Below are 21,875 nucleotides of genomic sequence, written 5' to 3' on the forward strand. Positions count from 1 at the left end.
TGCCACAATTATGGACAAACAGCTCAGCATGGATGCGGCTGCCGTCGCCGACGCGACGGACGCGCAAGCCGTCGTGCGAAAAGCGACTTGGAAAGATTTCATCCACTTGGCCAAGCCGGGTATTTTGTTCTCCAACATCATTACCGCCTTCGGCGGTTATTGGGTTGCGTGGGGAAATTCGGGCGAGACGTTCGATCTGACATTGATGATTTTCGCCATGCTCGGAACGCTGCTCGTTATGGCTTCCGGATGCGTGTTAAACAATTATTTGGACCGCGATCTGGACACGAAAATGACCCGGACGCGCAAGCGCGCGCTGCCTACGGGCGTCGTCGATCCGCGAGTGGTATTCTGGTACGGGATCGCACTCGGCGCGGCGGGGCTAAGCGTGCTCTGCCTGCTGGTCAATCCGCTGAGCGCACTGCTCGGCGTCGTAGGGCTTCTCGTATACGTCTTCATTTACACCGCATGGCTGAAGCGGACCTCGCCGCTCAGCACGACGATCGGGGCCATTTCCGGCTCGATGCCTCCCGTTATCGGCTACTGCGCCGTTACGGGACAATTGGACATGGGCGCGTGGATTTTGTTCGGCATTTTATTTTTTTGGCAGCCGCCGCATTTTTGGGCGCTCGGCATGCGCCGCAAGGAAGAATACCGGGCGGCCGGCTTTCCGCTGCTTCCGGTCGTACACGGCAATGAAGTGACCAAAATGCACATGATCCGCTTTCTCGTCATGCTCGTACCGGTCTCGCTGTTGCTGTACGCTTATGGCTACGTAGGCGAAATATATCTCGTCGCGGCGATCGCGCTCGGTCTGGCTTGGACGTTTATCGGCCTTGCCGGGTTCAAGACGACGGATGATGATAATTGGGCGAAGAAAATGTTCGTGTTCTCGATCAACTACTTGCCTATTTTGTTTATCGTGATGATTATCGATACGATTCGCGTCTAATTTCAGTCGCATGCGGAAAGGAACAAGCTTTCATGGGCTTGTTCTTTTTTCTGAACGTCGCAGGGATGCGGCTGCGCACCGCCATTATCGCGGTTTTTGTATAAGTTATGTCAGTTAAATGATTTAATATTTTTAGTTGCAAGGAACAGGGGGAACGGTTCGTGAGCGTTTTTTGGCAAAAGCATTGGTTCAAAGTATTGATCGCAGTCGTGATCGTAGCTGCGGCGGCCGGATGGTACATCAAATCGCAGGGGGGCGGGGAGAAGCTTCCGGTGATCAAGAAGGCGGCCGACTTCAAGCTGGAGCATACGGACGGCAAGCAAACGGGGTTAAGCGACGATAATGGCAAGGTGCGGCTCGTTTACTTTTTCTGGTCGACCTGTCCGGACGTGTGCCAGCCGACGACGTTCGAGCTGTCGAAGGTGCAGCAGGAGCTGCAGAAGAGCAATTTGCTCGGCACCGACGCCGTCATCTATTCGATCAGCTTCGATCCGGACCGCGATACGGCCGAGCAGCTGAAGAAGTATTCGGCCCGCTTCGAGGCCGATCCGCAAGGCTGGAAATTTTTGCGCGGGGAATCGAAAACGGTTGTCGATTTGGCCAAACAATACGGCGTAAGCGTCCTGAAGGACAATAACGGCAACTTCGCGCATACGAATTCCGTCGCCTTGATCGACAGAGCCGGCAATCTGCGGAAATATTTTGTCGCTACCGACGGCAATTTGAGCTACAGGCTCGTGGCGGAAGCCGTCAAAAACTTGGCCAAGGAACAATAAGGAACGGTTGCGCAATACCAACTACGTGAAAATGAGGTAGCGCCGACGTGTCATACTTCGTCCACATTCTTCTGAACAATGTCGTGCCGCTTAGTCTGCTGATCGGGCTCGGCATCGTGCTGCAGCGGGCGTTTCAGCTGGATATCAAGACGCTGTCCAAGCTGAACTTTTATTTGTTCTCACCGGCGATCATGTTCCAGATGCTGTACCAGACGGAGCTTTCCCTGAAAGTCATGTCCCAGGTGCTGCTGTTTTTCGTCGTATTTTTCTTCGCCTTGATCGGCGTCGTCGAAATCGTCATGCGGGTGCGAGGGTATAAGGGCGGCATGCGGAGCGCGATGCGCAACAGCGTCATTTTCTACAATAGCGCGAACTATGCGATCCCGCTCAATCAGCTCGTGTTCGTCGGCGATCCGTTCACGCTGTCGATCCAGATCATCATTATGATGATGCAAAGCCTTATTCCGAACACGTATGGCGTATACTCCGTCAATGCGCACAGGCAGAAGCTGAAGGACACGATGAAGACGATATTGTCGATGCCGATCATTTACGTTATCCCTATCGCACTGTTTATGCGCGGCTTCCATATTCCCGTCCCGCACCCGATCTACATATCGATCGATTATATTGCAAAGGGTTTTATCGCTACGGCGCTGACGACGCTGGGCGTCCAGCTGGGCAGCATGAAGTGGGAGCTGAAGCTGCGCGACGTCGCCATATCGAACATTTTGCGCTTATGCGTAGGACCGCTGCTCGGATTCCTGATCGTGCTGGCGTTCGGATTCCAAGGCGACATGGCGAAGGCGCTCATTTTGTCCTGCGCGGTTCCGACTTCGCTCAGCAGCGTCCTGCTCGCCGTAGAATTCGACAACGAGCCCGAGTTTTCTTCGCAAGCCGTATTCTCTTCGACCGTGTTCAGCATTTTTACGGTTACGTTCGTCATTTATTTGATCCAGTTCGTCGGATAACGCACAAAAAAGAACCCGTTCGTCCGCTACTTCGGACGACAGGGTTCTTTTTTGGCTGCGTGCAGCCGGGCTACAGCGCGGGTCCGGGCTCCGGATACCGGATATATTCATCCAATCCGGCCTTCTCCAGCTGCTGGACGATGTATTCGTCCGGCGTTCCTTCCACCCCCGCATAGCCTCTGCGCGTATAAATTTGCTCCGCATCCGGAAAGGCGTCGCGCAGCACGCCGCGAATCCGTTTGCCGGAAGGGTCGTTGTCGGTGAACAAATAAACGTCCCGGTCCCCGATCTTTTTCTTGAGCTGCTCGAGCTTCTCCGAATTCAGCGTGCCGTACGTGCACAAAATCAATATTTCGTCTGCGAGCAGTCTGCGCAGGCGGCTTCTGTCGTTTTTTCCTTCTACAATGATCGCGATCGACATGTCGGCACCTCCGGTTCGACGTTCCGCTGCAGTTTGTCGTTTTCACCAGTATAGCCAATCGCCGATCCGACAAACAAGTCGGATTTCCCGGGAAATGTCGAAGTACTACCTGATAGAAAAAGAGAGCCGCTGCACGAGGCAACGGCTCTAACCTTGTTGGAAAGTCAAAAAGAGAGCTTGAAACCCCGAAAGGGGCAGGGGAGATGTGCGGAAAGCGAAGCGATTGACTTTTTAAATGAGTTGTAACCGCTAGAATCCAATTAGGCAACTCGATTTTATCGGATGTGGGGCGCATTCCCTACTTCATGCCTTCGGGCGCATCCTCTCTTTGCAGACTTTCTTCGGCAATTTCGGAGTCACTGGGAGATCTTCTTCATGCCGGCTGCGCATTATTACCAGCAGGAGCGCAGGATGATGACCAACAAAATGTAGAGCACGAGAATAATGCCCACGGAAGTGAAAACTCCGCCGATTCCGGGTTCGCAATGAGACATATCATTCACTCCTTCTTGGTAGACGATTTGTCGCTTTGACAATAACATCGTATTACCAAGCAGGGCGAATCGACTGTGCATCCGCCCGGAGCGGGCAAAATGGGCAAGCGTCTATTCGGCGACGGGCGGAGCGTCCGGCTTCCGGAATTTCCCCGGAGCGAGCAGCGTCAGCGCAAGCATCATGATGAGAAAGGCGATGAAGTAAGGGGAAACGGCATGCCGCAATTGACCGGCGACGACCGGCCCGATAAACGCGCCCATCGAGGACGAAATCGCCAGAAAAGAAAATACCCGGCCGTAACGGTTTGCGCTGGACACGCTGGCGAGCAATGTCGCCATGGCGGGGAAAACGACGCCCTTGGCCATACCGATCAGAAAGAGGGAGAACGAGAGCGGCGCGGGCCAATCGACCGCAAGTCCGAAAAACGCCAAGGCAAGCGCAAATGCGCCGAACATCGTGCGAATAAATGGCGAATATTTGTGCAGAAACAGCATGCTGAGCGTACAAAGCGCACCGAGGCTTACCATCGAGAACAGCAGCCCGGACGTGAGCAGCGACTGCTGGGACGCCTTCATTAGAGGCAGCTCGAAAAACAAAATGCCCTGCGAGCAGGCAAGCCCCAATGGAACCCCGTAGAATAGCCATGGAATACCGCCGCCTGCTTGCATGCCCCGACCGGAAGAAGGAAGCGTTATGCCATGATGCGAGTGCGAATGCTGCAATCCCGAATCCGTCTGAGCGGCGTTCGGCGCTTTCGTTTCCCGGACGAAGAAATAGGAGCCCGCCCCTATGGCGATCAATGCCCAGCCCAGCACGGCAAAGGCGGTCGTAAAGCCTACCTTCGCGACGAGCAGGGCGCCTGCCGCCGGAGATATGACGGATGCGAGCGTATGGACGAGCCCGTTGCCGGCCATCAGCTTGCCCTGCTGGGTGCGGGTGCTGCCCAATTTGGCGAGCATGGCCAGACAAGCCGGGGAGAGAAAAGCCAGAACGAAGCCGCTGATCGATCGGATCAGCAGCAGATGCCACGGGTCGTCGACCTTGGACTGGTAGAGGAGCAGCACCCCGGCCAGCATTAAGCTTAATGTGATGAACAGTTTACTGCCATAACGATCGACCCAATAGCCGGCGAGCAGGTTGCCGGGAAGGTGGGTCAACGAATACATGCCCATCATCCAGCCGATAAAGGTCGGGGCGGCCCCGAGCGAGATGGCGAACGGAGTGAGAATCGGGTATTGGGCGTGCAAATCGAAAAACGCGACGAACATGAACAAATAGAGCCATATGGCCGTTTTCATCGGAAGCCCCCTTTCGCATGCCTCACCAATACTTGTACGTGGCTGTCCGGGACGTTATGCATCCATGGACAAAATGTCACAATGGTTCGCCGACGCGGATTCATTTTCCGATATGGCGCGGGAGAGCGGGAAACCGCTTGAAGCTACGGTACGACGACGAAGGAGGCAGTTTTCGCGGAGCCGGATTGTATGATAAGCTAGAAGTTAGTTTCCGACCAATCGAACGCTTTTGAAAGGATGAACGTTTCATGGATCAGCTAATCGCTTTTTTGCAAGACCGTTGGCTAGTCGTCATCATAGCCATCATCGCGCTCTTCGTCGTAATCAAAATCGTCAAGACGGTGCTGAAATGGATTATCGTGCTTGCGATTGTCGCAGGACTGATCTATTACGGCTCGACCTACACCGACCAGCTGAAGGACATCGGGGAGAACGTGGCGGCAACCGCGAAGGAAGCGGTCAGCGATCTGAAAGAGAAGGCCGTTCAAGGATTGGCGGGAAAAGACGCCAAATACAAAGACAACGGGGACGGCACTTATACGGTAACATCGGGCGGTATCCGGCTGGACGGCAAGGCCGGATCGGACAAAGTGAAAATTACGATTGCCGGCGTATCGGCGGAGTTTTCGTTGGATGAAACCTTGAAGAAAGCGATCGAAACGGCGAAAACGAACGGTTAATCCGTTCCGTTTCCGTCGATGCTGGAACGGAGGGAGGAATGCCGCATGGATTCCGCATGGCTCGCGCAATCGTTTTCCGTCAACCTCGTTTCGGTCATTCTCGTATGCATCGTACTTGCATCCGTGCTTCAGGGCGCGGTAAGGGGAGCTTCCGGGTCCGCTCAGCGGTTTATGCTGTTTGCGGCAGAGGGCGTCGCTACGGTCGTCAGCGTAATTGTGGCGTGGAAGCTGTCCGACGTGCTGTCGCCCGCGCTGCAGTCGTGGCTTGTCTCCAAGCAAATCGGCATTCCGAATGAGGAAATCGGAATATTCCGTCAAATGTATTACACGTTCGTGACGGGGGTAAGGGATTTTCCGCTGCTCCGGATCGGAATCGTGTTCGTTCTCGTATATCTCGCATGCAAAACCGTGCTGGTGCGGATTTGGATGTTCGTCGCGTTCTCGACGGGGCTGCTGGGCAAAACTTCCGGCGAAGGCGGCCGTTCATGGATGAGCAGCGGCGTCGGGGGAGCGATCGGCGCTCTGATCGGCTGCGGAAGGGCGCTGCTGCTTATCGCTTGCCTATTCGTCTACACGGCGCTGTACCCGCAATCGTCATTTACGAAGTATGTGCAGGCATCGGATTTGTACATGCAGGGGGCGACACAGGTAATCGCTCCGGTCGGAGGCGAGCTGCTCGTGGATCGCCTGCCCGTATTCGCCAAGGCCGTCGGACAGGAATTCAACCAAATCCTGCAGCGTAAATACGAGGTGATCGACGCCCGCATCCCGAACGACATCGCGGAAGCGGCGAAGCAGGTTACGGCAGGCAAGGAAGGCGACGAGGCGAAGGCGAGGGCTTTGTACCAGTGGGTCGGAACCCGCGTGCAGTACGATTGGGACAAGGTCGAGCAGTATGAGCAGAAGCGGATATGGAAGGAGCAGAGCCCGGAGGACACGTTCTCGACGCGTATGGGCGTCTGCATCGACTACTCGCGTCTGTATGCCGTTATGGCCAGGTCCGTCGGCTTGGACGTGAAGGTGGTGACGGGGCTCGGCTATGACGGTCAGGGGGGGTACGGGCCGCACGCGTGGAACGAAGTGTATTTGGCAGAGGAGAGCAAGTGGGTTCCGCTCGATTCGACCTGGATGTCGAGCGGCGGCAACTGGTTCAATCCGCCGGGCTTCGACAAGACGCATATTCGCCAAGCGTAACGATTGGCAGGGGGAGACGTTGTCCGGGCGTTGCGCCTTGGAAGCGTCTTTTTCGACATTGTGGATAAATGGTGCGGGGTTATTTCGAGCGGGACAAAGCGTTTTGGCATACGGGGACGAAAATATGGTACACTGGAATAGTTATCATCATACGGAAATCAACAAGCAAGGAGTATGGCATGAACATATCGCTTCACGGCTTCAAAGCCGTTTTATTCGACGCGGGCGATACGCTGCTTACGATTCCGGGCGCCCGCGCCATTTTGCAGCGCTACTTGTCCGAACGCGAGCTTCATCGGGAGCAAGAGCCGATCGGCGTATTGTTTGACGAAGCATTCCGCAAATTTTACTATGAGAAGCCCTCCAGCGGCACGGAGCTGTGTTCGCCCGAGTCGGACCGGTTGTTCTGGGCGGGTATTTACGCCTTCGTGCTGAACGGGTTGGGCATACGCGAGCAGCGCGCGGAAGAAACGATCCATGAATGGAGCCATGAGCTGTACGACCTGTTCACCTCGCCCGAGCAGTATGAGCTGTTCGAGGACGTAATCGAATCGCTGGAGCGATTGAAGCGCTCCGGACTCCGGCTCGGCATCGTTTCCAACTTTGCCCCTACGTTAAAAGCGATTTTGCGGCACAAAGGCATTTTGCATTATTTCGATCCGGTCATCGTCTCGACCGAGGTCGGCCTCGAGAAGCCGAACCCGGCCATATTTCGACTGGCGCTCGAGCAAGCCGGCTTGCATGCCGAAGAAACGCTGTACGTAGGCGATCACGACAAAAACGACATCTGGGCCCCGAACCAAATCGGCATCCGCGCCGTCAAAATTAAAAGATACGCCCATATGACCGGGGACGGCATCGTTTCGCTGCGCGAACTCGGGTAAGGAGTGAGCATTCCGCCGTGAACATGGAAGACCCCGACAAAAAAGAGCTAGTCCGCCGCCGGCATTTTTCGTTCCGGCTCAACTTTTTCTTCTTCTGCACCTTTTTGCTGTTCTCCGTTCTGATCGTTCGTCTGGCGCTGCTCCAGTTCGTCGACGGCAAACGGTATTCCGAGGAAGAGTCGAACAGCACGATCCGCTCCCATTCCATTCCTCCGATCCGGGGCAACATCTATGACCGGAAAAGCTATCCGATCGCGACTTCCACTTCGACGCAATCGCTTTACTATACGGTCGACGCGAGCAACAAAAACAAAGATCTGGTCATCGAGCTCGCGACCAAGCTGGAGCAGGCGTTCAAGGCGAACGGCGATCCGAAGAAACCGCAGCCTGCCGCCGACGAGATTTTGAAGCTGATGGACGTCGGATACGATATGAACAAGAACAAGACGAAGGAGCCGAGCTACTACTCCGTCCCGCGCAAAATCAAGGGAGACTTGACCCAGCAGGAAATCGCCTATTTCTCCTGGTACCGGGACGAATTCAAAGGGGTCGACATCCAGGAGGAGAGCATCCGGGAGTACAACAACAATCGGATCGCGGTCCAGCTGACCGGCTACTTGAAGCAGTTTTCCGGCGCCCGCAATACGACGAACGGGCTGAAGTTTTATCAGGAAAAAGCGAAGTCGACCGATCCGACGGAAAAATATCTCGACAACGAGTACGTCGGCTTCGACGGGATCGAGTACATGTACCAGGAAGAGCTGCGCGGCAAAAACGGGGTGAAGAGCTACCCGGTCAACGCCGAAGGAAAAATCGTCGGCAAAGTTTCGCTCACCGTGCCGGAAAAAGGCCACAATCTGTATTTGACTATCGACAAGGACGTCCAGGTCACCGCCCAGGAAGCGATCATAGACCACCTTAAATATATCAAAAGCCCGGGAAGGGACCGTTACACCTACGCCCCCAATGCTACAACCGGCTATGCCGTCGCGATGGAGGTCGATACGGGGAACGTCGTCGCCATGGCCAGCATGCCCGACTACGATCCGGCAACGTGGTACGGAGGGCTTACCGACGAAGAGTGGAACGATATTATGCTGTATTACCGCAATGGGGCGATCAGCGACGTGCCTTCAGACTGGAAGGATGCGAAGGAGCGGGCGAAGCATCCGTCGTCGCTCGTTTACTTGGGTTCCACGATCAAGCCGTTGACCGTTCTGATCGGACTTCAGGAGAAGCTGATCACGATAAACGAGACGTATTACGATTCCGGCTTTACGACATTCGGGAAAGACAAGACGAGGATCAGCAACTCCGACGGGAGGGCGTGGGGGCCGCTTAACGCGGTGTCGGCGATCGCCCGTTCCTCCAACACGTACATGACGGATATGATCGGCTTGCGGCTGTACGGACGCCAAAACGGTCTGGATATTTGGGATAGCTACATGAAGCAATTCGGGCTCGGAGAACTGACAGGGAGCGGCTTGCTGGGCGAAAGCAAAGGCGTCATCGACTATTTTCACGAAGCGCAGAAGGCGAGCTCCCAATCCGCCCTGGCCCGTGCTTCGTGGGGACAATTGGGCCGGTATACGCCTCTGCAGTTGGCACAGTTCACGGCTATGCTTGGCAACAGAGGCAAACGGTTGAAGCCGCAGTTCGTCGGCAAGATCGAAACGAACGACGGCCAGCTTGTCAAAGAGACCGAACGCGAAGTGCTTAACGAAGTCAATTTTCCGAAAGAGTATTGGGATGCGGTTCAGAAGGGCATGGAGCAAGTCAACAAATCCGGATTCGAAGGTTTTCCTTATACGGTAGCAACCAAAACCGGAACATCGACCCAGAGCGTCGCCGGCAAGGACGTCGACAACGCCGTGTTCATTGCTTACGCACCCGCCGACAAGCCGAAGCTGGCCGTTGCGGTCGTCGTGCCGGAGGGGGGCTTCGGCTCTTACGGCGCCGCGCCGATCGCAAGACACATTTTCGACGCTTACGACCGTTCGATCGGCTTGACCGGAACGCCGAATCCGAATGCGGGAGCGAACCCGTAGTTCGATTCCATTACTGCCATTCATCGGCTCTTCCGAGCCTTGCGGCGATCATGCCGCAGGTGCGGGAGAGCTTTTTTTCTTCGACAGCAAGATTCGCGTACAGAAGTGCATGTACCGCATGCTCGGAAAGGCCGGCTGCCTTTGCCGACGCCTTGCGGGATCGCGAATCCAACAAATAGCGGAACTGGAGTATGCTATTGACCCAAGCAATCGTGTTGATTGCAAAATAACGGAAGACCGTTCCGCTATTTCGCTGTTCGTGATCATTTTCACCCCGAAAGATTGAGATAACGTATGTCAGTTCCGTTATCTTCAAGCGTATAACGGACTTCGGGAACATAGCGGAATATAGTTCCTCTATTGACGGCAACACGTGGCATCCGCTTCATCCAAGGGTCTCCAGGTCGTATGCGGGTTATGCGGTCATAGCTTTTTTTCCAAATCATGTAACCCCGATGGCTTGTCATCCGTCTAATCTATTGAGAATTCAGGCAAGGAGAGACGATTGTCAAGTGAATATGGGGGACTCCGCCAAAAAACGGCTGGCAAGCCGCAACCATTTCCTTTTAAGGACCAACTTCGTTTTATTCGGCACCTTTCTGCTGTTCGCCGCCCTGATCGTCAAGCTGGCGCTGCTGCAGATGGTGCAAGGGGAGCAGTACGCCGAGGAGAAATCGCGGTATACGAATACGCCGCATGCGATTCCGCCGATACGCGGCAATATATACGACCGGAACCATTACCCGATCGCGACTTCGTCCTCGACGCAGTCGTTGTATTATACCGTGGAGCCGGGCGCAAGCAATCAGGACGAGGTCATCGCGCTCGCCAGACAGCTCGCCGAAGCTTTTGCCGCATACGGCGATCCCAAAATCGAACAGCCTACGCCCGAGCAAATTATTGCGCTTATGGATGTCGGATACGATCTGGATAAAAAGAATACGAAAGCTCCGAGCTATTACTCGATTCCGCGCGAAATCAAAAGCGACCTGACGCAGGAGGAGATCGTGTATTTCTCCTGGCACCGGGACGATTTCAAAGGAGTCGAGATCCAGGAGGAAAGCATCCGGCAATATAACGAGAAACGGATCGCCGTCCAGCTCGTCGGCTACTTGAAAAAGTTTTCGGCCGCCCGCAATCCGACGAACGGCTTGAAGGTGTATCGGGACAAGGTCGGCTCGACCGATCCGACCGAGCGATATTTGGACAACGAATACGTCGGCTTCGACGGAATCGAGCTGATGTACCAGGAGGAGCTGCGCGGCAAAAACGGCGTGAAGAGCTATCCGGTCAATGCGGCGGGAAAAATTATCGGCCCGGTCACGTTGACGAAGCCGGATAAGGGACACAACTTGATATTGACCATCGACAAGGACGTCCAGCTCGCTACGCAGGAAGCGATTCGCACGCATTTGGAATATATCCGCAGTCCGGCCCGGGATTCTTGGACGTATGCCCCCAATGCGATAACCGGCTACGCCGTAGCGATGGAGGTGGATACGGGCAAGGTCGTGGCGATGGCCAGTTATCCGGATTACGACCCGAACAATTGGTATGGCGGCATGAAGCCCGATTACTACAAAAATAACCAGTACTTTGTCCGCAACGGAGCGATCAGCGAAGTTCGACCTCCGTATGCCGAACAGAAGGAATTAAACAAGCATCCGACCTCTCTCGTTTATTTGGGCTCGACGATCAAGCCGCTCACCGTGCTGATCGGTCTGAACGAAGGGCTGCTCACGGCAAACGAGGTGTATAACGATACCGGAACATTTTTCTATGGTAAAGACAACCGGGAACGTCTGTCCAATTCGGACGGTAAATCGAACGGGCCGATTACCGCTTATCAGGCGATCCAATATTCCTCGAATACGTTCATGTCGGCGCTGATCGGCAATCGGCTGTACTTCCGGCCGGGAACGGACGGGGTCGGCATCTGGGACGGCTACATGGAGAAATTCGGGCTCGGCGTCCTTACCGGCAGCGGGCTGCCCGGCGAGACGGCGGGACTGAAAGATTATCTCGACACGGCCAAAAAATACAGTCCGCAAGCTGCGCTGGTCCGTGCCTCATGGGGACAGCTCGGCAAATATACGCCGCTGCAGCTCGTCCAATTCACGGCCATGCTCGGCAACCGGGGGAAGCGGATGCAGCCGCAATTCGTCGACAAAATTACGACCCAGGACGATCAGGTCGTCCAACAGTTCGAGCCTGTCGTCCTGAACGAGGAATCGTATCCGAACGCTTATTGGGACGTCGTGCAAAAAGGAATGGAGCTCGTCTCTGCCGAGAAATTCAAAGATTTCCCTTACCGGGTAGCAATCAAGACCGGCACCTCGACGCAATCCGTTGCAGGAAAAGATATCGACAATGCGGTGTTCATCGCGTATGCGCCCGCCGACAAACCGAAGCTGGCCGTCGCCGTAGTCGTGCCCGAGGGCCGGTTCGGGGCGCGGGGCGCGGCTCCGATTGCGCGTCAAATGTTCGATGCCTACGACAGCGCAATCGGCTTGACCGGTACGCCGAATCCGAATCCGGAACCGTAATCGAAAAAGCATATAGAGGACAATACATTACAAAACGCTTGCGCTGACAAGCGTTTTTTTTCAAAATAAATGTTGCATCAAGGAAACTTATTTGTATATAATAAAAAAAGAAGGTTAGAGACAACAAAACAGGTCGTACACAACTTTTGGAGACAAGGGCAACATTGCGAACACATCAGAAAAACGGCCATGAATGGGTTATTCGAGAACGGGACTTTCATCATGAACGAGAAGCGGGAGGTTGGCGGAAAGTGATCGGGAAAATAATGCGAAGCAAGGCTGTACGGCGGTTTTTATATGGGATGCTGCTAGTAATAGCCGCTAGTGCGATGGCGGGGTGCGCCAATTCCAAATCGGCTTTCACCGGGGCGGAAGGCAAGATCAAAGTGACGGCGACGATCGGCATGATTACGGACATCGTCAGGAACGTCGGGGGCGACAAGGTCGAAGCGATCGGACTGATGAAGTCCGGCGTGGACCCGCATCTGTACAAGGCGACGAAGGGCGATATCGACAAGCTGACCGAGGCCGACATCGTATTCTACAACGGCCTTCATCTGGAAGGGAAAATGGCCAGCATTTTGGAGAAGCAAAGCGAGAAGAAGGCGACGGTTGCGGTATCGCGCAATATCGACAAGTCGGTGCTGCGGGGTATGGATGACGGCTCCACCGAGTACGATCCGCATATTTGGTTCGACGTGCGCAACTGGATGGCCGCGACGGAGACCGTGCGCGACGAGCTGATCAAGCAGGACGCCGCCAATGCGAACGCGTACCGCAGCAATGCCGAGACGTATTTGAAAAAGCTGCGTGAGCTGCACGAGGAGACGAAGACGAAAATCGCGCAAATTCCCGAGAAAAGCCGCGTGCTCGTCACGGCACATGACGCTTTCGGCTATTTCGGAGCGGCATACGGCATCAAGGTGACAGGATTGCAAGGGATCAGCACGGCATCGGAAGCAGGGCTGAAGGACGTGTCGAAGCTGCGCGATTTCCTCGTGGACAATAAGATCAAAGCCGTATTCGTCGAGTCGAGCGTGCCGAAGAAGACGATCCAGGCGGTCGTGGACGGAGCCAAGGAGAAAGGCCACGAAGTGAAAATCGGCGGGGAGCTGTTCTCCGACGCGATGGGCGAAGAGGGAACCGTCGAAGGAACATATATCGGTATGGTGCGGCATAATGTCGATATTATCGTAAACGCATTGAAATAATCGGTTTGGCGTACAACGGAGAGGAGAGGAACGGGCAATGAGACATAGCGAGGATACCCCGTTTTCGGTTAATGGCTTGACGGTCGCCTACCAGCGGAAGCCGGTGCTGGACGACATCACGTTCGAGGTGCCGGAAGGCAAGCTGATCGGGATCGTGGGACCGAACGGCGCAGGCAAATCGACGCTGATCAAGGCGTCGCTCGGGCTGATCCCGAAAGTGCGGGGCGACGTGTTCATATACGGCAAGTCTTATGCGCAGCAGCGCAAGATGATCGGTTATGTGCCGCAGCGCGAATCGGTCGATTGGGATTTCCCGACCAGCGCGCTCGACGTCGTCATGATGGGACGGTACGGACATCTCGGCTGGTTCAAACGGCCGGGGATGACCGAACGGCGCATCGCCATGGAATGCTTGGCGAAGGTCGGCATGGCCGATTTCGCCGGCAGGCAAATCAGCCAGCTGTCCGGCGGGCAGCAGCAGCGCATCTTTTTGGCGAGGGCGCTGGCACAGGACGCCAAGCTGTATTTTATGGATGAACCGTTCGTCGGCGTGGATGCGGCTACCGAAAAGGCGATCATAACGCTGCTGAACGAGCTGAAGAAGCAAGGCAAGACCGTACTCGTCGTCCATCACGATTTATCTACCGTCAAGGAGTATTTCGATTGGGTGATGCTCTTGAACGTGAGCCTGATCGATATCGGCCCGACGGAGAGCGTATTTACGGCCCACAATCTGCAAACCGCATACGGCGGCCGTCTGGCGGTGCTGGATCGCACTCCGGATGCGCTCGTCATGACATCGAGGTGATAAACGGATGGTGAGCACAGCGATCGAATTGCTGCAAGACCCGAACGTCCAGTGGATTTTGATAGCGTCCGTGCTGCTCGGCATCAGCAGCGGCGTATTGGGCAGCTTCTCCTACCTTCGCAAGCAGAGCTTGATGGGCGACGCGCTCGCGCATGCGGCGCTTCCCGGAGTCTGCATCGCCTTCATGCTGACGGGCTCGAAGTCGATCTTGTTTTTCCTGATCGGCGCCGCCGTGGCGGGATTGATCGCCACATTCGGCATCGGATACATTACGCGCCACTCGCGCATCAAGCAGGATGCGGCCCTCGGCATCGTGCTCTCCGTCTTCTTCGGACTCGGGATCGTGCTGCTGACGCAAATCCAGCACAGCGACAGCGGCAACCAGAGCGGTCTCGACAAGTTTTTGTTCGGGCAGGCGGCGGGCATGGTCCGCTCGGACGTCATTACGATGGCGATCGTTTCCTGCCTGCTGGTCGGCGCTTGCGCGCTGCTGTACAAAGAATTCAAGCTGCTCAGCTTCGACCCCGGCTTTGCCCGCGGCCTCGGGCTTCCGGTGGCGTTTCTGGACCAGCTGATGATGTTCCTCATCGTCGTGGCCGTCGTAGTGGGGATTCAGGCCGTCGGAGTCGTACTTATGGCCGCGATGCTGATCACTCCGGCCGTCTCGGCCCGTTACTGGACGGAGCGTCTCGGGGTTATGGTGGCGTTGTCCGGACTGTTCGGGGGCTTGAGCGGAATGATCGGCACGCTGATCAGCACGGCGGACGATCATTTGCCGACCGGACCGCTTAGCGTGTTGGCCGCTACGAGCTTGTTTGTCCTATCGGTGCTGTTCGCGCCGAAGCGCGGCGTCGTCTCGAAGCTGCTGCTTCGCGCGTCGGTAAAGCGCCAGACGAAAGCCGAAATTCAATCGCGGCCGGTGGAACGGGGGGGAACGGCATGAACATGGGCGATGTATGGATTTTGTTGACCGGCGCCCTCGTGGCCGCCGCCTGCGGTTTGCTCGGAAGCTTTCTCGTGCTTCGCCGCATGGCGATGATCGGAGATGCGATCAGTCATTCGGTGCTGCCGGGCATAGTCATCGCCTTCCTGATCAGCGGCTCTCGCGATTCGGTCGCGATGCTGTTCGGCGCAGCCGTCATCGGGCTGGTGACGGTGTTCCTGATTCAACTGTTCCAGCAAGGGGGCGTGCAATCGGACGCTTCGATCGGCGTCGTCTTTACCGCCTTGTTCTCCGTCGGCGTCCTGCTGGTCAGCATGTTCGCGAGCAAGGTCGATCTCGATCTGGATTGCGTCCTGTACGGCGAAATCGCCTTCGTCAGTCTGGATACGGTAGGCTGGCTGGGCTTGGACATTCCGAAGGCGGTATGGATGGTCGGTACGGTGCTCGTTCTGAGCGGGGTCGTGCTTGGCATGTTCTACAAGCAGTTCAAGCTGTGCGCGTTCGACCCGGCCATGGCGGCCGCCGTGGGCATACCCGTGGCGCTGTTCCACTACATGCTGATGGGTCTCGTTTCGGTAACGACCGTCGCCTCGTTCGAAAGCGTCGGCGCAATACTCGTCGTCGGCATGCTGATCGTGCCCGCGGCCACGGCGTACTTGCTGACCGAGCGTCTCGGAGTCATGATGCTGTACAGCGTGCTGATCGGCATAGCCAGCTCGGTTATCGGCTACTTCATTGCTGACGCGATGGACGCCTCGATCGCAGGCTGCATGGTCACCGTAGCCGGTATTCTGTTCGTGCTGGCCTTCCTGTTCAGCCCGAGCCATGGCGTCGTCCGGAAGCTGCTTCGTCAGCGTCGGTCGCGGGTGGCGGTGTGATGCGGGAACGTTTCGTAGCGGGTTGCAGCACGACATAGTCGCATACAGGGACGGACAGCTTAATAGAGGAGCCAAAAGCCGCGGATTCGCGGCTTTTGGCGTTATTACGACCGGAAAGCCGCGACCATTTAACCATAGCATGGGCAACTCGACTCCGGACATGGGAATTGTGGACTTTTCATATGCCGATTCGGTCTTTTTCCGTACAAGCGGTCGATTAGCCACGATTGACAAATCGGGCGGGTCATCCGTATAGTCGAAGCATACGTCTTAGGAAACGCTGCCATTTTTTTGAAACGACGGTAAAAGGGGTGCGCCGCATGTTGATTAAATCGTTGAACCAATACAAGCATCCGCGCAACTTTCCTTTCTGGATTCAGCGAAACCGCCACGATGAACGGGACATGCCGCTCCTGCACGGTCACGAATTCGTGGAATTGATCTACGTCGCCAAAGGACAGGCGACCCATTTGTTTCAGGACATTTCCTACGAGATCGGCGAAGGGGACGTGTTCATTATCAACCCCGGCGAGAAGCACGGTTACGTGATCGGGGAAGGGCAGAGCATTCAGGTCATCAACTGCTTGTTCGAGCCCGGCTTTATTCCGATTTATTTGTTGCGAGAGCTGCGTCTTTCCGATTCCCTCGATTTTTTCTACGTCCAGCCGTTCCTGAACCGGGATGCCAGATTTTATCACAAGCTGAACTTGCGCGGAGTGACGGCGGATAAGACGAAGGGGATATTGGAGGAGCTGCATCACGAGATGGTCGGGCAAAGCCCCGGCTTTCAGGCGCTTGTCCAGCTGAGGATGACCGAGCTGTTCATATTGCTGTCCCGTTACTATAACGAGCGGAAAAACAAGGCCGACAAACGTTCGCCGAGCGAGCTTCTGGTCCGCCGGGTATGCGGATACGTGGAACGGCACTATAACCAGAAAATTACGCTGCCGCTGCTGTCCGAGCTGTTCTATATCGGTGTCCGGCAGCTGAATCGGCATTTCAACAGGCACATCGGATCGAGCGTGATCGAATACGTTCACCGGATTCGGATGGAGAAGGCGAAGCGTCTTCTTGTGGAAACGGACGAGAAAATAAACGTTGTCGCGGAATTGGTAGGCTATGAGGATGCGGCCTCCTTCAGCAGATCGTTTACCCGGGAAGTCGGCCGTTCTCCCGGGAAATACCGGGAACTGAATCGATAAAAACTCCGCGAGCGATGCGGAGTTTTTTTTGTTCTTCGTTGCAAACATGACCCAATCGGCAAAGTAAAAGTCCGCCACGGCAATGGAACCGTCGGAGGGGCTTTTATATAGTAGGTGATACGCAGGGCGTTCATCGTAAGCGTTGTCATGCCGATCGGACGAAAGGAGGATACGGGAGCAGGTCGGCATAGTCGGGATGCACCGCATGGCGCAATCAGTCGAAGGTGGACTTATATGACAGGGTCCGGAAGTCGCACGGCAATCCATTTCGTTCTCGAACAGGAGTGACCCAGGTGACAAGAAAAAGAGTGATCGTCGGCATGCTGCTGCTCGTTGCGGTGACGTCCGTCTTTTACAGCTTGGCGTTTGCGGAGGGAGGCGCATGGCTGGAACGAAAACACGGAAACGGGAAAAAAGCGATGCTCGCCAATAACGGCAATGTGATGTACAGCGTGTATGTCGGCTCGACTGCAGATGCCACCGTGCGGCATGCGGCGCAGGAGCTCGTCGATTATTTGACGCAGGTCGCCGGAGCTCCTTTCGGGCTAACGATCAGCGACGGGACACCTGAAGGTCCTGCCTTGATCGTAGGGAAGCATCCCGTGACGGATGCGCTGGTGCCCGAGCTTTCCAACGGCCAGCTCGGAGATGACGGCTTTGTTATCCGTTCGTCAGGCTCCCGTATCGTAATCGCCGGCAGCGGCTCGCGCGGGACGATGAACGGCGTAAATTATTTCCTGGACCGCTATGTCGGCGTGAAATGGTTCTCCCCGACGTACACGTTCGTACCCGACAAGAGGAAATTGCAGGTAAGCGTGGATTCCGATTTGCAAGTCCCGCGGTTCCAATACCGCGAAATGTTTGTAAATGACGGGAATGACGAGCAGTTCCGGGCGCACAATCTGCTGAACGGGAAATCCCATTACCGCGCGCAGGTCGCATCCGTACCCGGTCTCGACAGCTGGTCCGATTATGTGCCGACAGGCGTTCACAACTTTCATGCTCTCGTTACGGATGCCGTCTATCATTCCGGCGGTCAGCTGCTGGCCATGAACGAAGACGTCCGCCGCATCGCCGCCGAAAGTCTGATCGGGAAAATTGCGCAGAGGAAGGCGGGGGGGCTGGACCCGTCCTACGGCTTCAGCCAGCAGGATACGACGTGGAACCCCGATCCGCAAAGCAGATCGTTCGCGGAGGCGCACGGCGGCAGTTTGGCCGCGCCGATTATAGATATGATCGGCGACGCGGCCAACCGGGTCAGGGCGCAAATTCCCGAAGCGCGCATCGGCACGCTCGCCTATCAGTTCAGCTATCCCGCGCCGACCGGCTTGACGCTGCCGGACAACGTCGTAGTGACGCTTGCCCCTATTGACAAAGATCACGGGCAGTCGATCGATAGTGCCGGCAATGAGCGGTATGGGCAGCAGATTGCAAAGTGGGCCGCCATATCGGATCATCTCGTCGTCTGGGATTATTTGACCAATTTCAACGGAGGCGGCTACCTGCAGCCTTATCCGAACCTGTACGCCATGGCGGATACGATCAAGCATATTGCGCAATATCCTGCCGTTAAAGGGTATTTCGGTCAGCAGACCGGCGGCGCCCGCGGACCGGTAGGCGTCGGGTTCGACGAGCTGCGCACGTGGGTCGGGGCGAGATTGCTGTGGAACCCGGATGAGGACGTCAACGATTTAATCGCGGAATTTGTGAACGGTTACTATGGGGCCGCGGCTCCTTATATCGGTGAGTATATCGAGCTTATCCATCAGTCGCTGGCGGATAGCGGCGCCACGCTGACGATCTCCACGCCGATCGCTTCGCCCTACCTGTCCTTCGAGACGATGCGTCAGGCAGACGGACTGTTCGGGCAGGCGGAAGCCGCCGTATCCGGAGACCCCGCCGCTCTGAATCGGGTGCAAAGAATGCGAACCGGCGCGGACCTGATCATCCTGCACAGACGCGCCGAGTTTGCGCACGAAGCCGACGAACGCAATATCGTCTGGAGCCTTGACGTCGCAAACCGGCTGCAAAGGTTCAAGAGTCTCACGCAGAACATGCCGAGCTTTCGGATCGACAATGGCGACATTCAGCAGCTGTATCAGCTGCTGGAGCTGGAGCGCATCGCGCCCCCCGTCCCGGATATCGTGCAAAATATGCCTGCCGAGGACTGGATCGACGTGCAAGATATCGATTTCCGGCTTCTGTCCGGGGCGACCGCGGTGTATGACGGAAAAGCGTCCGATCATGCCGCCGCCCGACTGAGCGGCAGCTCGACGGCTTGGGGCATTCAACTGAACAACACGAGTCTCCCCCGCGACGGCAGATGGAAGCTGTACGCTTATGCGAGAGTGGACCCCGGCAGCGGCTCGCCCGGAGCCGGAGCTTTCCGGTTCGGTTTATATCCGACGGTGTCGGCGCCTGCGGGCGTAACGTTCGGCGAGGTGTCGGACGGAGAGTATCGCGCGGTCGAAATACCGTGGACCTACAAGTACAATCCGGAGTTGTCCGTCCAGTATTTGTGGTTCCAGCCCTCCGCTTCCGGAGCGATTCAAAATCTGTACGTGGATCGCATCGTCGCCGTTCGGGAGAAGCCGCCCGCAGCGTACAATCCGGGCTTCGAGACGGCGGCGCCGGACGGACCGTATCCCGACGGGTGGCAGGCGGCGGGAGGAGTGTGGGACTCCGGTACGGCGCACGGCGGCAGCCGGTCGATTCGGTTGGACCCGGAACCGGCGAACGCCTTTCATGTCGTCTATACCGCCGTATCGAAATGGATACCGGTCGTACCGGGTCAAGCCTACAAAGTAAAAGGCTGGATCAAAAACGGTTCGATGACTGGCAACGTATCACTGGGCGTCAGGCAAATCAACGCTGCGAACGGCAGCATCGGTTATGCGTGGCACCCCGGCGCACAGCCGGATTCCGATTGGACGCCGTATGAGGTTTCCTTTATGGCTGCGCCGACGGCTCGGTTTGTGTCGATTTATTTCAAATCGGACCAGCAAACCGACGGTCCCGCCTGGCTGGACGATGTTTCGATTGAGGAAGTGCCTTGAGACAATGACATGTACAAGAAGGGGTTAAACGATGAACAAAAGAATTGGACGGACGTTGCTTCCGATGCTGCTCGGCTCGCTGTTGACGGCATGCTCGACCGGGGGAGGTTCCGGCAAAGCCGATCCGGCTCCAAATGCCGGGGCGGGCGCATCGCCAAAACAGGAAGAGCCTGTCGAGCTTATTTTTTACAGCAATTCCGGAGAAGCGGAGGAAAGCTTCAACGGCAAGTTCGGCGACGCTTTGAGAGCCAAATTCCCGAATTACGCGATCAAGTATACGCGTGCCGAGCCTGGCGCCCTGATTCCGGATTTGATTGCGTCGGGCAAGCGCGTCGACATCATTTACAACGTGTTCGATTATGTGCTGGAGCCGCTGCTGAATTATGGCATTCAATACGATATGGAGGAGCTGGCCAAGAAGCACGGAGTGGATTTGGCGCGGTTCGAGCCTTCCATTATCGAGGGGATCCGCAAGGCCGGGAACGGGAAGCTGTACATGCTGCCGACAAGTCTTCAAGTGCCGATGGTGTACTACAACAAGGCCATATTCGATAAATTCGGAGTCGCCTATCCGAAGGACGGGATGACCTGGGATGAAATGAAGGGCATGTCCCAGAAGCTGACGCGGAAGGATGGGGGCGTCCAATATTTCGGCTTCGTCGGCTCGCAGCAATTCTCGCTTAAAATGAATCCGTTCTCCGAGCCGTATTTGGACGAGAAGACGGGGAAATCGACGTTCGAGCGAGAGACGTGGAAGAAGATGCTCCAGACCGTATTTCTCGATACGGATTCCGACAACGCCCTGAAAACGTGGACACTGGCCAAAAACGGTTTGCCGACCCGCGTCGGCTTCACGAATTCGAAAGATATCGCGATGCTTCACTTTCATTCGGAATTTCCGATCGCCGTGCCGAAGGAGCTGGAGAAGATCGACTGGGATATGGTGGCCTTCCCTACCTTCAAGGAAATGAACGGAGTCGGCGGACAGCCTGCCGCGGTAAGCATGAGCATTACGTCGATGGCCAAAAACAAAGACGCCGCCATGGAGGTCATCAAGTTCATGACATCGCTGGAAGCCCAGACGGCCAATTCGAAGAAAGGCGTATTGTCTGTGCTGAAGGACGAATCGGTGAAGGCGGCGTTCGGACAGGAAAGCCAGTTTAAAGATAAAAACTGGAAGGGCGTGTTCTACAACAAGCTGGCTCCCGTCTCCTACAGGTCGGTGTACGAGCTGCAGGTCGAGCGCATTTATTCGACCGCTATAGCCGATATGGTAAAAGGCCAAAAAGACGTGAATACGATTATGCGCGAAACGGCGGCATTGGCGGATAAAACGGTGGCGGAATTGAAAAGTGCGGGCAAGTAAACGCAAAACATGAAGATTGTCGCGGGTTCGTCCATTCGTAAAATCCGTCTATATAAGATGAAGGAAAGAACCAACTAAGAGTAGACCAATGCAGTGGAAGAAGGTAATTGCCTTGTGAGCGAGTTTTGGCTCCCAAGTTTCAACCT

General features: G+C 55.9%; 19 protein-coding genes. 15 read left to right on the top strand and 4 right to left on the bottom strand.

From position 1 onward, the window contains the following. Positions 1–10: 10 nt before the first annotated feature. The 3 genes from cyoE to FE784_RS24260 all read left to right on the top strand — a co-directional run bounded on the left by cyoE (position 11) and on the right by FE784_RS24260 (position 2,699). The gene (gene cyoE / locus FE784_RS24250) at positions 11–952 is read left to right on the top strand and encodes a heme o synthase (RefSeq protein ID WP_139604843.1); all 942 of its coding nucleotides are present in this window, start codon (positions 11–13) and stop codon (positions 950–952) included. Positions 953–1,113: 161 nt separating this feature from the next. Next, positions 1,114–1,728: an SCO family protein gene (locus FE784_RS24255; RefSeq protein WP_176706482.1), complete on the top strand. Its 615-nt coding sequence runs from the start codon at positions 1,114–1,116 to the stop codon at positions 1,726–1,728. Between the two features lie 47 nt (positions 1,729–1,775). Beyond that, entirely contained in the window at positions 1,776–2,699 is a 924-nt protein-coding gene (locus FE784_RS24260) for an AEC family transporter (RefSeq protein ID WP_139604845.1), read from the top strand. Positions 2,700–2,769: 70 nt separating this feature from the next. Here FE784_RS24260 and FE784_RS24265 read toward each other — a convergent pair whose 3' ends face one another. The 3 genes from FE784_RS24265 to FE784_RS24270 all read right to left on the bottom strand — a co-directional run bounded on the left by FE784_RS24265 (position 2,770) and on the right by FE784_RS24270 (position 4,913). Then, a complete protein-coding gene (locus FE784_RS24265; protein WP_139604846.1) occupies positions 2,770–3,120 on the bottom strand; it encodes a toprim domain-containing protein in 351 nt (116 codons plus the stop codon). Between the two features lie 392 nt (positions 3,121–3,512). After that, positions 3,513–3,614: a sporulation protein YjcZ gene (locus tag FE784_RS41625; protein WP_218103805.1), complete on the bottom strand. Its 102-nt coding sequence runs from the start codon at positions 3,612–3,614 to the stop codon at positions 3,513–3,515. A gap of 111 nt (positions 3,615–3,725) precedes the next feature. After that, positions 3,726–4,913: an MFS transporter gene (locus FE784_RS24270; RefSeq protein ID WP_139604847.1), complete on the bottom strand. Its 1,188-nt coding sequence runs from the start codon at positions 4,911–4,913 to the stop codon at positions 3,726–3,728. Positions 4,914–5,161: 248 nt separating this feature from the next. Between FE784_RS24270 and FE784_RS24275 the strand changes: the two genes are divergently transcribed. The 4 genes from FE784_RS24275 to FE784_RS24290 all read left to right on the top strand — a co-directional run bounded on the left by FE784_RS24275 (position 5,162) and on the right by FE784_RS24290 (position 9,719). After that, a complete protein-coding gene (locus tag FE784_RS24275; RefSeq protein WP_139604848.1) occupies positions 5,162–5,593 on the top strand; it encodes a hypothetical protein in 432 nt (143 codons plus the stop codon). 45 nt (positions 5,594–5,638) lie between these two features. Beyond that, positions 5,639–6,787: a transglutaminase-like domain-containing protein gene (locus FE784_RS24280; RefSeq protein ID WP_139604849.1), complete on the top strand. Its 1,149-nt coding sequence runs from the start codon at positions 5,639–5,641 to the stop codon at positions 6,785–6,787. A gap of 179 nt (positions 6,788–6,966) precedes the next feature. After that, the gene (locus FE784_RS24285) at positions 6,967–7,671 is read left to right on the top strand and encodes an HAD-IA family hydrolase (protein WP_139604850.1); all 705 of its coding nucleotides are present in this window, start codon (positions 6,967–6,969) and stop codon (positions 7,669–7,671) included. Positions 7,672–7,694: 23 nt separating this feature from the next. Further along, positions 7,695–9,719 (top strand): peptidoglycan D,D-transpeptidase FtsI family protein, encoded by a 2,025-nt coding sequence (locus tag FE784_RS24290; RefSeq protein ID WP_139604862.1) that lies wholly within the window; start codon positions 7,695–7,697, stop codon positions 9,717–9,719. A gap of 10 nt (positions 9,720–9,729) precedes the next feature. On the opposite strand, the gene FE784_RS24295 is transcribed toward FE784_RS24290, so the two are convergent. Beyond that, the gene (locus tag FE784_RS24295; protein ID WP_139604851.1) at positions 9,730–10,035 is read right to left on the bottom strand and encodes a hypothetical protein; all 306 of its coding nucleotides are present in this window, start codon (positions 10,033–10,035) and stop codon (positions 9,730–9,732) included. 202 nt (positions 10,036–10,237) lie between these two features. Here FE784_RS24295 and FE784_RS24300 point away from each other — a divergent pair, with 202 nt between their 5' ends. From FE784_RS24300 to FE784_RS24335, 8 genes are all read left to right on the top strand, one after another. Further along, positions 10,238–12,265, top strand: coding sequence for a peptidoglycan D,D-transpeptidase FtsI family protein (locus FE784_RS24300; RefSeq protein WP_139604863.1), 2,028 nt, complete (start codon positions 10,238–10,240; stop codon positions 12,263–12,265). A gap of 266 nt (positions 12,266–12,531) precedes the next feature. Then, positions 12,532–13,476 carry a metal ABC transporter solute-binding protein, Zn/Mn family gene (locus tag FE784_RS24305; protein WP_139604864.1) on the top strand — a complete coding sequence of 315 codons (945 nt, stop codon included), beginning with the start codon at positions 12,532–12,534 and terminating at the stop codon, positions 13,474–13,476. Positions 13,477–13,513: 37 nt separating this feature from the next. Further along, the gene (locus FE784_RS24310) at positions 13,514–14,284 is read left to right on the top strand and encodes a metal ABC transporter ATP-binding protein (RefSeq protein ID WP_139604852.1); all 771 of its coding nucleotides are present in this window, start codon (positions 13,514–13,516) and stop codon (positions 14,282–14,284) included. A 7-nt stretch (positions 14,285–14,291) separates the two neighbouring features. Then, positions 14,292–15,227 carry a metal ABC transporter permease gene (locus FE784_RS24315; protein WP_139604853.1) on the top strand — a complete coding sequence of 312 codons (936 nt, stop codon included), beginning with the start codon at positions 14,292–14,294 and terminating at the stop codon, positions 15,225–15,227. Positions 15,228–15,229: 2 nt separating this feature from the next. Beyond that, positions 15,230–16,105 (top strand): metal ABC transporter permease, encoded by an 876-nt coding sequence (locus FE784_RS24320; protein WP_139604865.1) that lies wholly within the window; start codon positions 15,230–15,232, stop codon positions 16,103–16,105. 320 nt (positions 16,106–16,425) lie between these two features. Then, complete coding sequence (locus FE784_RS24325) at positions 16,426–17,307, top strand: AraC family transcriptional regulator (RefSeq protein ID WP_139604854.1); 882 nt, start codon at positions 16,426–16,428, stop codon at positions 17,305–17,307. Positions 17,308–17,600: 293 nt separating this feature from the next. Next, a complete protein-coding gene (locus FE784_RS24330; protein WP_139604855.1) occupies positions 17,601–20,363 on the top strand; it encodes a DUF4838 domain-containing protein in 2,763 nt (920 codons plus the stop codon). A gap of 31 nt (positions 20,364–20,394) precedes the next feature. Then, the gene (locus tag FE784_RS24335) at positions 20,395–21,729 is read left to right on the top strand and encodes an ABC transporter substrate-binding protein (RefSeq protein WP_139604856.1); all 1,335 of its coding nucleotides are present in this window, start codon (positions 20,395–20,397) and stop codon (positions 21,727–21,729) included. Positions 21,730–21,875: the final 146 nt, after the last annotated feature.

Source organism: Paenibacillus hemerocallicola (genome assembly GCF_006265175.1).
Classification (GTDB): Bacteria; Bacillota; Bacilli; order Paenibacillales; family NBRC-103111; genus Paenibacillus_AB; species Paenibacillus_AB hemerocallicola.

Coding starts and splice junctions, on each gene's coding strand:
- FE784_RS24275 (WP_139604848.1), top strand. CDS start 5,162: ATGGATCAGCTAATCGCTTTTTTGCAAGACCGTTGGCTAGTCGTCATC.
- FE784_RS24305 (WP_139604864.1), top strand. CDS start 12,532: ATGCGAAGCAAGGCTGTACGGCGGTTTTTATATGGGATGCTGCTAGTA.
- FE784_RS24320 (WP_139604865.1), top strand. CDS start 15,230: ATGGGCGATGTATGGATTTTGTTGACCGGCGCCCTCGTGGCCGCCGCC.
- cyoE (WP_139604843.1), top strand. CDS start 11: ATGGACAAACAGCTCAGCATGGATGCGGCTGCCGTCGCCGACGCGACG.
- FE784_RS24335 (WP_139604856.1), top strand. CDS start 20,395: ATGAACAAAAGAATTGGACGGACGTTGCTTCCGATGCTGCTCGGCTCG.
- FE784_RS24290 (WP_139604862.1), top strand. CDS start 7,695: ATGGAAGACCCCGACAAAAAAGAGCTAGTCCGCCGCCGGCATTTTTCG.
- FE784_RS24280 (WP_139604849.1), top strand. CDS start 5,639: ATGGATTCCGCATGGCTCGCGCAATCGTTTTCCGTCAACCTCGTTTCG.
- FE784_RS24315 (WP_139604853.1), top strand. CDS start 14,292: ATGGTGAGCACAGCGATCGAATTGCTGCAAGACCCGAACGTCCAGTGG.
- FE784_RS41625 (WP_218103805.1), bottom strand. CDS start 3,614: ATGTCTCATTGCGAACCCGGAATCGGCGGAGTTTTCACTTCCGTGGGC.
- FE784_RS24300 (WP_139604863.1), top strand. CDS start 10,238: ATGGGGGACTCCGCCAAAAAACGGCTGGCAAGCCGCAACCATTTCCTT.
- FE784_RS24310 (WP_139604852.1), top strand. CDS start 13,514: ATGAGACATAGCGAGGATACCCCGTTTTCGGTTAATGGCTTGACGGTC.
- FE784_RS24265 (WP_139604846.1), bottom strand. CDS start 3,120: ATGTCGATCGCGATCATTGTAGAAGGAAAAAACGACAGAAGCCGCCTG.
- FE784_RS24270 (WP_139604847.1), bottom strand. CDS start 4,913: ATGAAAACGGCCATATGGCTCTATTTGTTCATGTTCGTCGCGTTTTTC.
- FE784_RS24325 (WP_139604854.1), top strand. CDS start 16,426: ATGTTGATTAAATCGTTGAACCAATACAAGCATCCGCGCAACTTTCCT.
- FE784_RS24285 (WP_139604850.1), top strand. CDS start 6,967: ATGAACATATCGCTTCACGGCTTCAAAGCCGTTTTATTCGACGCGGGC.